Here is a 12,821-nt window from a genome sequence, read left to right on the forward strand (position 1 = left end):
CTGCGGGTCAGCCGGTGACACGGATCTCGACGAGGACGGAGCGGGCGCCGCCCACGGTGCCCTCGCCGACGCTCTCGAAGCCGCCCTCGGCGACGGCGACGGTGGTCGTGGCGCCGTTCGCGGTGAGGTCCGCGCTGATCGGGTGGTCGCCGGTCTCCAGGGCGAAGACCCGGGGCAGTTCGAGCGTGAGCCAGCCCGAGGCGGCCGTGGCCCTGAAGCAGTAGTCGCCCTTACGGCCCACCGTGCTGTCCGCCACGGTGTAGACCCTGATCTGATCGGCGGTGCCGTCACAGGTGGCGAGGAGGATATGCCCGTCACCCTTTTTCAGCTGAATGCCCTCCGAGGCGAGAATGCCCGCCGCCCCGGGATAGGAGAACTGCTCCACCGCACTGGGCGGAGTATCGACCGCGACAGCCGAGGAATCATCGGCCACCGCCATAGGAATACCTATCGCCGCCCCCATGACAACGGCGACACCGGCAAGAAACAGATTGCGAGCACGGATAAACACCGCACCCTCCTTTCGGGTGCGGCATTTCCATGCCGAAAGCCGCTCCCCCCAAGCGTTTCCCATCAAATATCCGTCACAAGATAACCCTGGACTCACACATCGTCAACTCACTTTGATTCATGACCAATACCCCCAGAACGGGACATTGGATAATAATAAAGCAGAGGCAAAGCGCATGTATAGTGTCGGCCATTCTTGGAGACGTGCAGAATCCACCAATTACCGGGGGCCCGATGAGTCGAAGAACGCCACGCGCGATACACAGAACGGCACTGGGCCTGCTGCCGCTGGCCCTGGCCGCCGGCCTGCTGGGTGCTTCGCCCGCGGTCGCGGCGGCCACGGACACCTCGTCCGCCGTCCTCCTTGCCGACGTCTCGGAGGTGACCGCCGCCGACCGTGGGCAGGTCGTCGACTACTGGCGTGCGGGCGGCCCCGGCGTCAAGGCGGCTGCCGAGGCCGCGCTGACCGGTACCGACGACGACGTACGGACGTTCCTGGCGGCCGCCGAGGAACTCAACGGCCAGGACGAGCGGGTGACGGCCGCCCAGATCGCGAGCGTCGGCGGACCGGAGCTGCTGACCGCGGCCCGCGCCGCGCTGGCAGGAACCCCCGCCCAGTTGCACGACTTCCTGGACGACGGCTGGGAAGACCCGATGCAGGAGGACAACCGGGTCCGGGTCGCCCAGATCATCGACACCGCGGGGCCCAACGTCCAGGAGGCAGGGCGGGCCGCGCTGAACGGCGGCTCCGAAGACGTACGGAACTTCCTCACCAAGCTCCAGTACACCCAGCAGGAGCAGGACGAGCGCGTACAACTCGCCCAGATCATCAGCGTGGGCGGCACCAACGTACGGGCGGCCGGACGCCTGGCTCTCAGCGGCAGCGCGGCCGACATCAAGGAGTTCCTCCAGGTCGGCCAGTTCGTCGCCCGCGCCAAGGACCAGGAGCACGACACCGTCGCCCAGCTCGCGGCACAGGCGAAGGAGGCCGGACGGCAGGCGGCCGCGCAGACGGCTGCCGCCAAGTCCGAGTCCGCCAAGGCGGTGAAGGCGGCCCAACTCGCCAAGGAAGCCGCGCTGGAGGCGGCGGCCGAGGCCGAGGCCGCCAAGGACGACACCGCCAAGGCGGCACGCGCCGCCAAGCGCGCCGCGACCGCCGCGTCCCAGGCCGCCACCGCCGCGCAGCGGGCCATCGACGCAGCGAGCGCGGCGAACAACTCCGCGCGCGTGGCGGCCAACGCGGCCTCACAGGCAGCCGCCGCGGCAGCCGGTGCCTCCCAGGCGGCCTCCCGCGCTCGCAGTGCCGCGGCCGACGCCGCCGTGGACGCCGCCAACGCTGATGCCGCGCGGGTCGCCGCCCAGGCCGCCCAGAAGGCAGCCGAGGGCGCGAACCTCGCCGCCGAGGCCGCCGACCAGGCCGCCGTGGCCGCCGACGCGGCGGGTGACGCCGCCAGTTCGGCGAAGAGCGCGACCGCCAACGCCAACGCGGCCGCCGATGCGGCCATCGAGGCCGGCAACTACGCGGGTCAGTCGAGCGCCGCCGCCGCCGAGGCGCGCGCCGCCGCAGCAGCAGCCAAGAGCCACGCGGCCGAGGCGAACCGTGCCGCGACCGCTGCCGAGGCCTTGGCCCGCAAGGCCGCCACCGCGGCCCGGGAGGCCCGGGACGCCGCACGGTCGGCCGCCACACACGCGAAGAACGCCGGTGACGCGGCCCTCGACGCGGCCGAACACGCCGGTGACGCCGTAAAGGCCGCAGAGCGGTCCACGGAGCACGCGAACGCCGCGACCACGGCCGCGAACGCCGCCACCGCCGCCGTCACCAAGGCCCAGCAAGTCTTCGAACTCGCCCGTGAGGTCGAGGCCGAGGAACTGCTGGGCCGCACCAACGCGGGCATCGAACGGGCCGAGCAGGACAAGGCCGACTACGACGCTCAGGTGGCCGCGCGGGCCACGCTGGAACAGGCCGCGAAGGACCGGGACGTCGAGCGGGACCGGCTGGTCGCCACGGCAAACGCTCCCGGAGCCGACCTCGCGGGCATCGCCGAACAGGGCCGTGACCTCGCCGTACTGGCGATGAAGAACGGCACGGCATGGGGCCGCTCCGCCGCCGAGGCCGCCCTGGCAGGACCGGACGAAGTCGTCCTCGACTATCTGCGGGTCGGCTGGATCACCGCCCGGCAGCAGGACGAGCGCTCCTACGTCGAGCGGCTCGCCGAGGAGAGTTCGGACAAGGCGGTGCGCAACGCGGCCGAGGCCGCGCTGGACGGCGACGCCGACGCAGTGAGCGCGTTCGTCGCCACCGGCCGGCACCAGGCCGGCGCCGAGGGCATGCGTGTCGACATCGCCAAGGTGATCGACGGTGCCGGACCGGTGCTCGCCGAGGCCGGCCGGGCCGCGCTGGCCACCGGCGATCCGAAGAAGTACAGCCAGTTCCTGTCCACCACCCAGCGGGAGGCCCGCACCCAGGACGAGCGGGTGAAGGCAGCGCAGCTGGTGGACAGCGGCACTCCCGAGGTGAAGTCGGCGGCCCGGATCGCGTTGGCCGGTTCGCCGGACGCGCTGCACTCCTTCGTCGTCTCCGGGCAGTACAAGGCGCTGCGCAAGGACAATCTGACCGCCACCCACGTGGCCCAGGTGCGGAAGATGATCGCGGACGCGGCGAAGGTCGCGGCCACCGCCCAGCAGAACGCCGCCACCGCGCAGAAGGTCGCCGCCACCGCCCGCCACGCCGCCGCCGAGGCCACCGAGTGGGCGAAGAAGGCGAACGAGTCCGCGGGCAAGGCGCAGGAGTACGCCGACCAGGCCGACCAGTACGCCGATCAGGCCGAGACTTCCGCGGCCCAGGCCGCCGCCTCCGCGAAGACGGCACGCAACGCGGCGAACAGCGCGGACGCCGCCGCGTCCAGGGCCGCGAGGTCGGCGGCGGACGCGACGATCTCCGCCGAGTCGGCGCAGGCCTCCGCATCCACCGCGGCCTACTACGCCGAGGAGGCGCGCAAGTCGGAGATCGCGGCGGGCAAGGACGCGGACGCGGCGCTGGAGGCGTCCACCAAGGCGTTCGTCGCCGCGGTCGCCAAGTACCGCGAAGAGGAGGAGGAGCGTCGCAAGGCAGCGGTCGCCGCGAAGGAGGCGGCCGAGAACCAGGGGATGACGCCGGCCGAGCTGTACCGCTGCCAGCAGTCGATCCTGCCCTGCGACCCGGTGGACTTCGCCCGCTGGTGCCAGCACAACGAGATCTACTGCGACCTCCTCGCGCACGCCGACGAGTTCAGCGACGCGGCCGAGATGCTCTGGAACATCGAGAAGGAGCTCCTCGGCATCAGCGACCTCGAGGAGTGCCTGCGCGAGAAGGACTTCGACAGTTGCAGCGGCCTCGCGGTGGACGTCCTCGGCGGCAAGTTGAAGATCCTCAACCGGGCCTATGACGAACTGAAGCTCCTGAAGCGCGGCTGCAAGGCGGTCAACCGGGCGTCGGTGCGGTCGGCGGCGTTCACGGTGGCGGCGCAGGCGGCGGACGGTGGTGTGTCCGGCTGCCTGGAAGGCGCCATCGACCACGACGTCTTCGATCCCGTGACGGGAAACAAGATCACCGACATCGACCTCTTCGAGAACGGTGTGATGTGGGAACTCAAGTCGGCCACCTACGCTGATGCCGCGTGGCTGGACAAACACATCGACTTGAAGCTGTCCAACTACCTGAAATGCCGTGCGCTGCTTCCCGGCTACGAGAGCGCACCGATCGGCTTCCGCTTCACGACGTCAGGAATGGACTCGCGTTTCCGGGCGGCATTGCAGCAGCGGTTCGCCGAGCTCAGGCAGGCCTACCCGGATCTCGACCTCAGACTGGAGATCGCAGATTGAGTTATCCCTTCGAGTACGGCAACGAGACAATCTGGGACGCGGGCTACCACAGCGGAAAGCTGTATGCCTCCCTTGCTCCGGGAGCAGCCCGATTCCTGGACGTGCCGTCAGGACTGACGGCGACACCTCAGGGTGGCTGCGCGGTGGATCGCGAGATGTTCCAGGTCTTCGTCGAGCGTTTGTACGGCCTGTATGCGGCCACCTCGAACGAGGTCATGCGAGAACTGGCCCACGGTCTGCTCGTCACGTCGCTCGTACTGCTGGACCGGACGGGCGGCACCATCGAGCTGCGGCCCGAGGACGCGGCGCCTCTGGGCGATGCGAAGTCCGCCCTTTCGCGATCCATGGCCTCATAGGACGCGGATGACCAGGAAATGGCCGCCCGCCGGAATACGACCGGCGGGCGGCCTTTTCGCGCTTGGCAGGAGCGGCTCCTTGAGGGGTACGGCAGAAAACCGGCCCAGGCCACCCTGCGGGCATTCCGCCATCGCCATCAGACGATCTCCTGCCACCTGACCCGCCGGTTCGCGAAGAGCCCATCGACCCTCGGCAGTTGCCGGCCCCGAAGCCGTCGCCGACCTACGAGTGCCCCAGCTCCGCCGTGTCCTCGTCCGCCAGCACCGGCACCGAGCCCGAGTCCGGTGCCGGGCGCAGCGGGAACGGGTCCACTCGGGTCTCGTCGATCACCGGCTCCGCCGGCTGCGGGGGCTTGGGCATGACGGCCGCTTCCGAGTGGCCCCCGCAGCCGTAGGACAGTGAGACCACGCGGCCGTCCGCGGGGGCGAACTCGTTCGCACACAGGCCGAAGGCCTGTCCCAGCGAGCCGCCCAGCGGCACCAGGAATCCGCAGCTGACACAGGGCGCCGGGGCCGCCTGGGCCATCGGCGTCTTCGCGCCGAAGGACTCCTCCCAGCGGTCGGCGGCGACATGGAGGCCGTAGCGGGACAGGACCCGGGCCCGGCGCATGCCCAGTTCCTCGGCGACCGCGGCGATCGACCCACGGGTCGGGGCCACGGGCAGGTTCGACGGGGTGCCCGCCGTGAGCTCCGCGTCCTCCGCCTCGACCAGCTCGGCCATCTCCTCGGAGACGGGCGCGCTCGGCAGCGGCTCGTCCTCGCCGGTGTAGCCGGGCTCCAGGCGCAGGTCCTCGGCGTCGGTGGGGAGCAGATCGCCGGGGCCCATGTCGCCGGGGCGCAGGCGTTCGCTCCACGGCACCCACTCCGGCGCCAGCAGCGCGTCCGGGCCGGGCAGCAGGACGACCTCGTCCAGCGTCACCAGCTTCGCGCGGGAGGCGCGCGCCACCGTCACGGCCCAGCGCCAGCCCCGGTAGCCGAGCTCCTTGCACTCGAAGAAGTGCGTCACGACACGGTCTCCCTCGGAGACCAGGCCCGAGTGCTCGCCCACCACACCGGGCGCGGCGGCCTCCTCGGCGGCGGCACGGGCGAGGTCGACGGCCTCGGCGCACAGGCGGTCGGGGGTGCGGCTTCGCGTTGTCGCTGCGCTCACAGGTATCGCTTCTCTCCTACGCCGTCACTCGGGTGCGCCGGCCTGAAGGCGGTGGGTGCGGACGGAGCGGACCGGAGGACCGCGTCGACGTCCGCGCCCGATCGCGCTCGGGCGCACCTACTCCCATCCATTCTGCGGGATGTCAGAGAGGCGCGCGGCCGAGAACGTTCGCCACGGCGCGCTACGCACGCTACCTGTTCGCTGCCGCTCGGCCTACACCGACGTGATGGTTCGTTGCCTCCAGTGGGCCCGCGGCGACACTTCATATGCGTTCATACGCGCGGTAACCGCACTACTCACAGCCTTCTCGGGGCACTATGACGGGGTGGCAGCCTCGAGGACACACCAGGGAGCCACCGGGATCGGTGGCGGTACGGGCCGGATGACGGGGTCCGTGCGCGCTGTCGGCCGTGCCCTGCACTCCCCCTTCACCGGTACGGCCCGCGGCATCCGCAAGGCGACCCATGCGCACGGAGCGGGCGAGTCCGGCCTCGGCAAGCTGATCGAACTGCACGCCGTCAACGGCGCGGGGGACGTGATGATCACCGTCGCCCTCGCCTCGACGGTGTTCTTCTCGGTACCGACCGACGAGGCCCGTGGACGCGTCGCCCTGTACCTCGCGATCACCATGGCGCCCTTCACCGTCCTCGCGCCCGTGATCGGCCCGCTCCTGGACCGCCTCCCGCACGGCCGCCGCGCCGCCATGGCGGGTGCCATGCTCGCCCGCGCCATGCTCGCGCTGATCATCGCCGGGGCGGTCGCCACGGGCAGCCTGGAGCTGTATCCCGCGGCCCTCGGCGTACTGGTCGCCTCCAAGGCGTACGGCGTCGTCAGAAGCGCGGTGGTGCCCCGGTTGCTCCCACCCCGCTTCTCCCTCGTCAAGGCCAACTCCCGCGTCACCCTCGGCGGCCTCCTCGCCACCGGCATCGCGGCCCCCATCGGCGCGGGACTCCAGGCCGTCGGACCGCGCTGGCCGCTCTACGGCGCCTTCGTGATCTTCATCGCCGGTACGTTCCTGTCCTTCTCCCTGCCGCCGAAGGTCGACTCGGCCAAGGGCGAGGACGTGGCCCTGCTCGCGGCCGACGAGGAACATCTGCACGGACCGCACCTCAAACCGGTCAAGCGCCCCGGACTGCGCACGGTCGGCACCGCCGTCACCCACGCCCTCGGCGCGAACGCGGCCCTGCGCTGGCTCTCCGGCTTCCTCACCTTCTTCCTCGCCTTCCTGCTGCGCGAGCACCCGCTGACCGGCGAGAGCGCGGCGGTCTCCCTGGGCCTGGTGGCCGTGTCGGCGGGCGTGGGCAACGCGCTCGGCACGGCGGTCGGCGCCTGGCTCAGGTCGAGAGCGCCGGAGATCATCATCCTGACGGTGGTGGCCATCGTGCTGGGCGCGGCGATCACCGCGGCGATCTTCTTCGGGGCGTTCCTGGTGGCGTGTCTGACGGCGGTCGCCGGTTTCTCGCAGGCCCTGTCCAAGCTGTCCCTGGACGCGCTGATCCAGCGGGATGTGCCCGAACTGGTCCGCACCTCGGCGTTCGCCCGCTCCGAGACCCTGCTCCAGGTCTCCTGGGTGTTCGGCGGCGCCGTCGGCATCGTGATGCCGCTCAACGGCTACCTGGGCCTGTCCGTGGCCGCCGCGGTCGTGGCCGCGGGCTGGCTGGCCACCGCGAGAGGGCTGCTCAGCTCGGCACGGCACGGCAGCGCGCCCAAGGCGCGAGTGGCCTAACCAGGCCCCCGACGCACGGCACGCCGTACCCCGCATAAAGGGACCGTAGGGCAGGCCCGATAGCCTTCGGCCATGACCACGCTGCAATCCGCTGTGCGACGCCGCCGCGCCGTCGCCGCCGCCGGCCTCGTTTCCGCCGGACTGCTCGTCCTGTCGGCCTGCGACAAGCCGACGCCGCGCGTCACCGTCACGGTCGGATCGACCTCGGTGAGCTCCGAGGCCGTCTGCTACGACGACGGCAACGACCTCGGCAAGGCGAAGGCCACCAAGTGCGCCCTGGAGAAGTCGGACGTCAAGACGATCAAGGTCAAGCAGAGCGAGACCCTGCGCGTCGGCGTCGACCAGAAGATCGCGGACACCGGCTGGGCCCTGTGGATCAACGGCCAGCAGATGACGTACGCGTACAAGAAGTCGTACTACGCCTTCGACGGCGTCGACCTCTTCGCCCAGCAGCAGGGCCAGGCCCCGCAGAAGACGCTGTACATCAGCATCGTCGAGCAGGACAAGCAGTCCTCCGGCGAGAGCAAGGCGTACAAGGGCGTGTGGAACTTCAAGCTGGAGAACTCCGACTACTGATCCGCCGTATCCCGATGCGCATCCTCGTGGCCACCGCCGTCCCCGTAGAACGGGACGCGGTGGTCCGCGCGTTCGCGGGCCCGGCACCCGCCCTCGACGTCCTCGCCGTGGGCGTCGGACCCGCCCTCGCCGCCGCCCGCACCGCCACCGCGCTCACCCGGGCCGCCCTGGAGGGCGCTCCCTACGGCCTCGTGGTCTCCGCGGGCATCGCGGGCGGCTTCCTGCCGCACGCGCCGGTCGGCTCCCTCGTCGTCGCCGACGAGATCACCGCGGCCGACCTCGGCGCGGAGACCGCCGACGGGTTCGTGCCCGTCACCGAGCTGGGGTTCGGGACCGTCACCCACCGTCCGCCCGAGACACTCGTACGGGTCGTGGTGACCGCGACCGGGGCGCGCGCCGGGGCCGTGCTCACCGTCTCCACGGTGACCGGCACGGCCGCCCGCGCGACCGCCCTGCGAGACCGCCACCCCACCGCCCTGGCCGAGGCCATGGAGGGCTTCGGGGTCGCCGAGGCGGCCGGGGCGCACGGGGTGCCCGTGCTGGAGATCCGCGCCGTGTCCAACCCGGTCGGTCCTCGCGACCGGGCCGCCTGGCGCATCGGCGACGCGCTCGCGGCCCTGACGGAGGGGTTCGGGAAGCTGACGCCCGTACTGGAGAGTTGGAAAGACCATGACGACTGAGCCACTGCAGATCGCGTACTCCCCCTGCCCGAACGACACGTTCGTCTTCGACGCCCTCGCCCACGGCCGGGTACCCGGGGCACCCGCGCTGGACGTGACCTTCGCCGACATCGACGTCACCAACGGGATGGCCGAGCGCGGTGAGTTCGATGTGCTGAAGGTGTCGTACGCCGTGCTGCCGTACGTCCTCGACGAGTACGCGCTGCTGCCGTGCGGGGGTGCGCTGGGGCGCGGGTGCGGGCCGCTGGTGCTGACGCGGGAGGCCGGCGTGGACCTGACCGGCCGTACCGTCGCCGTGCCGTCCGAGCGGTCGACGGCGTATCTGCTGTTCCGGCTGTGGGCGGCGGACGTCCTCGCGGGCGGGGTCGGGGAGATCGTCGTGCTGCCGTTCCACGAGATCATGCCGGCGGTGCGGGACGGGAAGGTCGACGCCGGGCTCGTGATCCACGAGGCGCGGTTCACGTACCAGAACTACGGTCTGCACAAGCTCGCGGACATGGGCGAGCACTGGGAGTCGACAACCGGGCTGCCGATTCCGCTGGGGGCGATCATCGCGAAGCGGTCGCTGGGGGCGGAGCGGTTGTCGTCGCTCGCCGAGTCCATCCGTACGTCCGTGCGGGCCGCTTGGGACGAGCCCGAAGTTTCCCGGCCTTATGTCATGGAACACGCGCAGGAGATGGATCCCGCCGTCGCCGATCAGCACATTGGTTTGTACGTCAACGAGTTCACCGCGGACCTCGGGGAAGACGGATATGCGGCGATTCGAGGGCTGTTGACCCGGGCGGCCGCCGAAGGTCTTGTACCGGCTTTGCAGCCCGACGCGTTGTCTTTTATCTGACGCGCTTCGGGACGATCGGCCATTGGGCCAGTTTCAACATTCCCAGGACCCGGTGGATCAGGAAGCCCGCCAGCGGGAGTTCCACGCACACCGCCAATGCCACCGACCACCAGACGTCGGGGGTGCCCAGGGCCAGCGACACGTCGAACCACGCGTCGCAGACCAGCAGGGCACCCGTCGACACGGCCGCCACCACGACCCCCCGGTGGCGTCGCCAGCCGAGCAGGGCCGTGGCGGCCATCGCGAGGAGAAGCAGCACGTCGAAGCCGACCCACGTGGTGCGCCACTGACGGACCGTGTACCCGCTGGGCAGCGTGAAGGCCAGCAGGACCGTCCACGGGACCAGACCTATGGCGCAGACGGTCAGCAGTTCCAGGGTGTGGCGCCGCTGCCGCCGGATCTGCTCCAGCAGCTGCGGGGACGGCTCCTCGGTCCGTATGTCGCTCATTACACGTCGAGTTGGTCGGCCACCGCTCGCAGGAGGCCGGCGATCTTCCCGCCGGCGGCCTTGTCGGGATAACGGCCGCGCTCCAGCATCGGCGTGATGTTCTCCAGGAGGGTCGTCAGATCCTGCACGATGGAGGCCAGTTCGTCCGGCTTCTTGCGCGTCGCCGCCGCGACCGAGGGGGTCGGGTCCAGGATGGCCACCGAGAGGGCCTGGTCACCCCGCTGCCCGGCGACCACTCCGAACTCCACCCGCTGCCCGGGCTTCAGCGTCTCGACTCCGGCGGGGAGGACCGAGGAATGGACGAAGACGTCACCGCCGTCGTCGCGGGAGAGAAAGCCGAAGCCCTTCTCGCCGTTGAACCATTTGACCTTGCCGGTGGGCATGTCTGTCCTCGTCCTCGTACTCGTCGGAAAACTGCTTCTGGAACGGCTCTTGATAGCACTGGGGCGGGTCGTCGGGACCCGCCGGTACCAAGGCTAATGGTCTTCAGGCCGGTGACAAGACGTCGCCCGGTTGTTCCTTCGCGCAGGGAACTACCCTGGTCCGGTGCGTGACAAAACCCAAACGAATTCCGCGGCTCCCGGTGACCGGCTGATCCGTGTCGGAGCCATCGTGTTCTTCGTCGGTGCGGTGGCCACTCTGGTCACCGTGGCCCCGTTCCTGATCGGAACGACACCTTTTCCGACATACATGTTCGGATTGAGCATGCTCATGGCCGTCGGCTTCGTGGTGGCCGGTGCCGGCGTACTGCAATCGATCGCGGCGGGAAGGCGTCAGGCGCGGGCCGGACGTCAGCCGTCGTAGTCCGAAAACCACTCCTCGAACTCCGTCAGGTCGGTGAGCACCACGTCCGCACCGGCCTCGGTCAGTTCCGCCGCGCTGCACGGCCCGGTGGCCACCGCGACCGACAGTGCCTCGGCCCTGCGCGCCCCGCGGACGTCACCGATGTGGTCGCCGACGTACACGCTCGCGCCGTGCTCGCGCAGCGCGTCCGCCTTCTGCTCGGCCCACAGGTTGCCGATCACCGCGTCGGGCTCCAGGCCCAGGTGCTTCATGTGCAGCCTGGCGTTGGGCTCCCACTTCGCCGTCACGACGATCGCCCGTCCGCCGGCGGCCTGTACGGCGGCTATGGCCTCACGGGCGCCGGGCATCGCCAGGCTGCCGCTGATGGCGTACGACGGGTAGAGCTCGCGGTAGAGATCCGACATCGCCGGGACCCGGTCCGCCGGGAACCAGTACGCCATCTCCTCCGCCAGCGGCGGCCCGAGCCGCGTGACCACCAGGTCGGCGTCGACGTACGTCCCGGTCCGCTCGGACAGTTCCACCCAGCAGGCGTGGATGCCGGGTCGGGAGTCGATGAGCGTCATGTCGAGGTCGAAGCCGACGGTCGGCGCGGAGGTGCTTGTAGAGGCCATATGAGCCATTGTGCCCAAGCGGTACGCCCGTCGGACAACGATTTCCCGTGACCGGATTCCCATGACCTAACGCCGCCGCTGCGAGCGCCACACCAGGAACAGCGCCGACGCCACGGCCGCTCCCCGCACGACCCATGGCCAGGTCTCGGCGACCGCGTCGTTCAGGTGTCCCTGGGCGATCGGCTCGCCCCAGCGGCCCTCGTTCCTCCCCCAGAGCCAGACGACCCCGGCGGTGAGCGAGAGGCTCGGCAGGAACACGACGGCCCATTTGGTCTCGGCGTCGGTCAGCCGGCGCGAGGCCCACGCGATGAGCCAGCCGACGACGAGGACGAGCAGGTTGCCGAGCACGGCACCGGCGACGAGAAGGGCGGCGGCGAGCAGGAGGAGGGGATTGCTCCAACCTCCGGCGCGGGAGCCGTCGGCGCGGGAGCCCCCGGCCCGGAAGAAGCGGCGTCGGCGGGCCGGGACGGCCTCGACAGCGGGTTCCGCGGCCTTGGCGACCGTCCTCGGTTTCCACCAGGCCGTCCGGGCCCTCACCACCGGCACGGGCGCCGTCGGCTCCACGGCGGGCGCGGGCTCGGGCTTTTTCTCCTCCTTGGGCGGCGGTGGCTTCAGAAGTTCCGGGATCTCCACTCCGCCCACGAACCCCGGGACACTGTCGCCGACGCCGAAGGGGCTGCTGTCGACCCGCCACCAGTCGGGCTGCATCGCGGTGTCGCCGAGTTCGTCCAGGCCTGCCTGGTGGGGTCCGTGGGAGGTGTCGCGGTCGGCGGCCGGGGCGGGCTGCTGCGGGGTGCCGGGGCGCGGCCGGGGGACGACCTTGCGCAGCCCCTTGGGCCGCTCGGTCTCCTCCGTCTCCCGGTCCCGCTGTACGGGCATGGCGACGACCGGCGCCTGCGGGGCGCTGCCCGCCGTGCCGCCGGCGGCGGTGACCACCTCGTCGGGGCTGCCCAGCTTGGCGATGATGCGGCGGACGGCGGCGGGCGAGTCCACGGTGACCTTGGCACGCCGCCGGTCGATCTCGTTGCGCAGTTCCGAGACGAGCCGCATTCGGGTCGACGACGGCAACTGCCGCTGCTGCGCGACATCGCCGACGCGGCTCAGATACTCGTAGACGACCTGATCGCTCTCGATACCCACGAAGTCCCCTCCGGGGCGGGTGCGTTGGATACCCCGTGGGACGACGTTAGCGCAGGCCGCCGCCGATCGGACGGGCCCCGGCGCCGACGGGGACGGTTCCGCGGGCGCGGGGTACGTCACC

Annotated in this window: 13 protein-coding genes; 7 read left to right on the forward strand and 6 right to left on the reverse strand. The window is 70.9% G+C overall.

Annotated features, from left to right (window positions below; genetic code table 11):
• Positions 1 to 7 precede the first annotated feature (7 nt).
• The gene (locus ABZT93_RS22265; protein WP_356106910.1) at positions 8 to 439 is read right to left on the reverse strand and encodes a hypothetical protein; all 432 of its coding nucleotides are present in this window, start codon (positions 437 to 439) and stop codon (positions 8 to 10) included.
• A 305-nt stretch (positions 440 to 744) separates the two neighbouring features.
• Between ABZT93_RS22265 and ABZT93_RS22270 the strand changes: the two genes are divergently transcribed.
• Together ABZT93_RS22270 and ABZT93_RS22275 are read left to right on the forward strand one after the other, a co-directional pair.
• Positions 745 to 4,371, forward strand: a complete 3,627-nt coding sequence (locus ABZT93_RS22270; protein WP_356106913.1) for an ALF repeat-containing protein — start codon at positions 745 to 747, stop codon at positions 4,369 to 4,371.
• The gene (locus ABZT93_RS22275; protein ID WP_356106916.1) at positions 4,368 to 4,727 is read left to right on the forward strand and encodes a DUF6086 family protein; all 360 of its coding nucleotides are present in this window, start codon (positions 4,368 to 4,370) and stop codon (positions 4,725 to 4,727) included. The genes ABZT93_RS22270 and ABZT93_RS22275 overlap by 4 nt, the downstream gene beginning before the upstream one ends.
• Positions 4,728 to 4,950: 223 nt before the next feature.
• Here the strand turns inward: ABZT93_RS22275 and ABZT93_RS22280 are convergent, their stop codons facing one another.
• Positions 4,951 to 5,877 (reverse strand): DUF3027 domain-containing protein, encoded by a 927-nt coding sequence (locus ABZT93_RS22280; protein ID WP_356106919.1) that lies wholly within the window; start codon positions 5,875 to 5,877, stop codon positions 4,951 to 4,953.
• A gap of 382 nt (positions 5,878 to 6,259) precedes the next feature.
• Between ABZT93_RS22280 and ABZT93_RS22285 the strand changes: the two genes are divergently transcribed.
• The 4 genes from ABZT93_RS22285 to ABZT93_RS22300 all read left to right on the forward strand — a co-directional run bounded on the left by ABZT93_RS22285 (position 6,260) and on the right by ABZT93_RS22300 (position 9,697).
• Positions 6,260 to 7,603, forward strand: coding sequence for an MFS transporter (locus ABZT93_RS22285; RefSeq protein ID WP_356107016.1), 1,344 nt, complete (start codon positions 6,260 to 6,262; stop codon positions 7,601 to 7,603).
• Positions 7,604 to 7,675: 72 nt separating this feature from the next.
• Positions 7,676 to 8,179 carry a hypothetical protein gene (locus ABZT93_RS22290; protein ID WP_356106922.1) on the forward strand — a complete coding sequence of 168 codons (504 nt, stop codon included), beginning with the start codon at positions 7,676 to 7,678 and terminating at the stop codon, positions 8,177 to 8,179.
• Between the two features lie 14 nt (positions 8,180 to 8,193).
• Entirely contained in the window at positions 8,194 to 8,859 is a 666-nt protein-coding gene (locus ABZT93_RS22295) for a futalosine hydrolase (RefSeq protein ID WP_356107018.1), read from the forward strand.
• Positions 8,849 to 9,697 carry a 1,4-dihydroxy-6-naphthoate synthase gene (locus ABZT93_RS22300; RefSeq protein WP_356106925.1) on the forward strand — a complete coding sequence of 283 codons (849 nt, stop codon included), beginning with the start codon at positions 8,849 to 8,851 and terminating at the stop codon, positions 9,695 to 9,697. Before ABZT93_RS22295 ends, ABZT93_RS22300 begins: the two co-directional genes overlap by 11 nt.
• Here the strand turns inward: ABZT93_RS22300 and ABZT93_RS22305 are convergent.
• Complete coding sequence (locus tag ABZT93_RS22305) at positions 9,690 to 10,145, reverse strand: hypothetical protein (protein ID WP_356106928.1); 456 nt, start codon at positions 10,143 to 10,145, stop codon at positions 9,690 to 9,692. The two genes, ABZT93_RS22300 and ABZT93_RS22305, sit on opposite strands and share 8 nt — an antisense overlap.
• On the reverse strand, positions 10,145 to 10,528 hold the full coding sequence (locus ABZT93_RS22310; protein WP_356106931.1) for a cold-shock protein: 384 nt from the start codon (positions 10,526 to 10,528) through the stop codon (positions 10,145 to 10,147). The genes ABZT93_RS22305 and ABZT93_RS22310 overlap by 1 nt, the downstream gene beginning before the upstream one ends.
• A gap of 163 nt (positions 10,529 to 10,691) precedes the next feature.
• On the opposite strand from ABZT93_RS22310, the gene ABZT93_RS22315 reads away from it, so the two are divergent.
• The gene (locus ABZT93_RS22315; RefSeq protein WP_356106934.1) at positions 10,692 to 10,949 is read left to right on the forward strand and encodes a hypothetical protein; all 258 of its coding nucleotides are present in this window, start codon (positions 10,692 to 10,694) and stop codon (positions 10,947 to 10,949) included.
• On the opposite strand, the gene ABZT93_RS22320 is transcribed toward ABZT93_RS22315, so the two are convergent.
• Both ABZT93_RS22320 and ABZT93_RS22325 read right to left on the reverse strand, forming a co-directional pair.
• Positions 10,937 to 11,560 (reverse strand): haloacid dehalogenase-like hydrolase, encoded by a 624-nt coding sequence (locus tag ABZT93_RS22320; protein WP_356106937.1) that lies wholly within the window; start codon positions 11,558 to 11,560, stop codon positions 10,937 to 10,939. The two genes, ABZT93_RS22315 and ABZT93_RS22320, sit on opposite strands and share 13 nt — an antisense overlap.
• A gap of 66 nt (positions 11,561 to 11,626) precedes the next feature.
• Positions 11,627 to 12,700: a hypothetical protein gene (locus ABZT93_RS22325; RefSeq protein WP_356106939.1), complete on the reverse strand. Its 1,074-nt coding sequence runs from the start codon at positions 12,698 to 12,700 to the stop codon at positions 11,627 to 11,629.
• Positions 12,701 to 12,821: the final 121 nt, after the last annotated feature.

The organism is Streptomyces sp. NPDC005303 (genome assembly GCF_040607335.1).
In the GTDB taxonomy this organism is placed as follows: Bacteria; Actinomycetota; Actinomycetes; order Streptomycetales; family Streptomycetaceae; genus Streptomyces.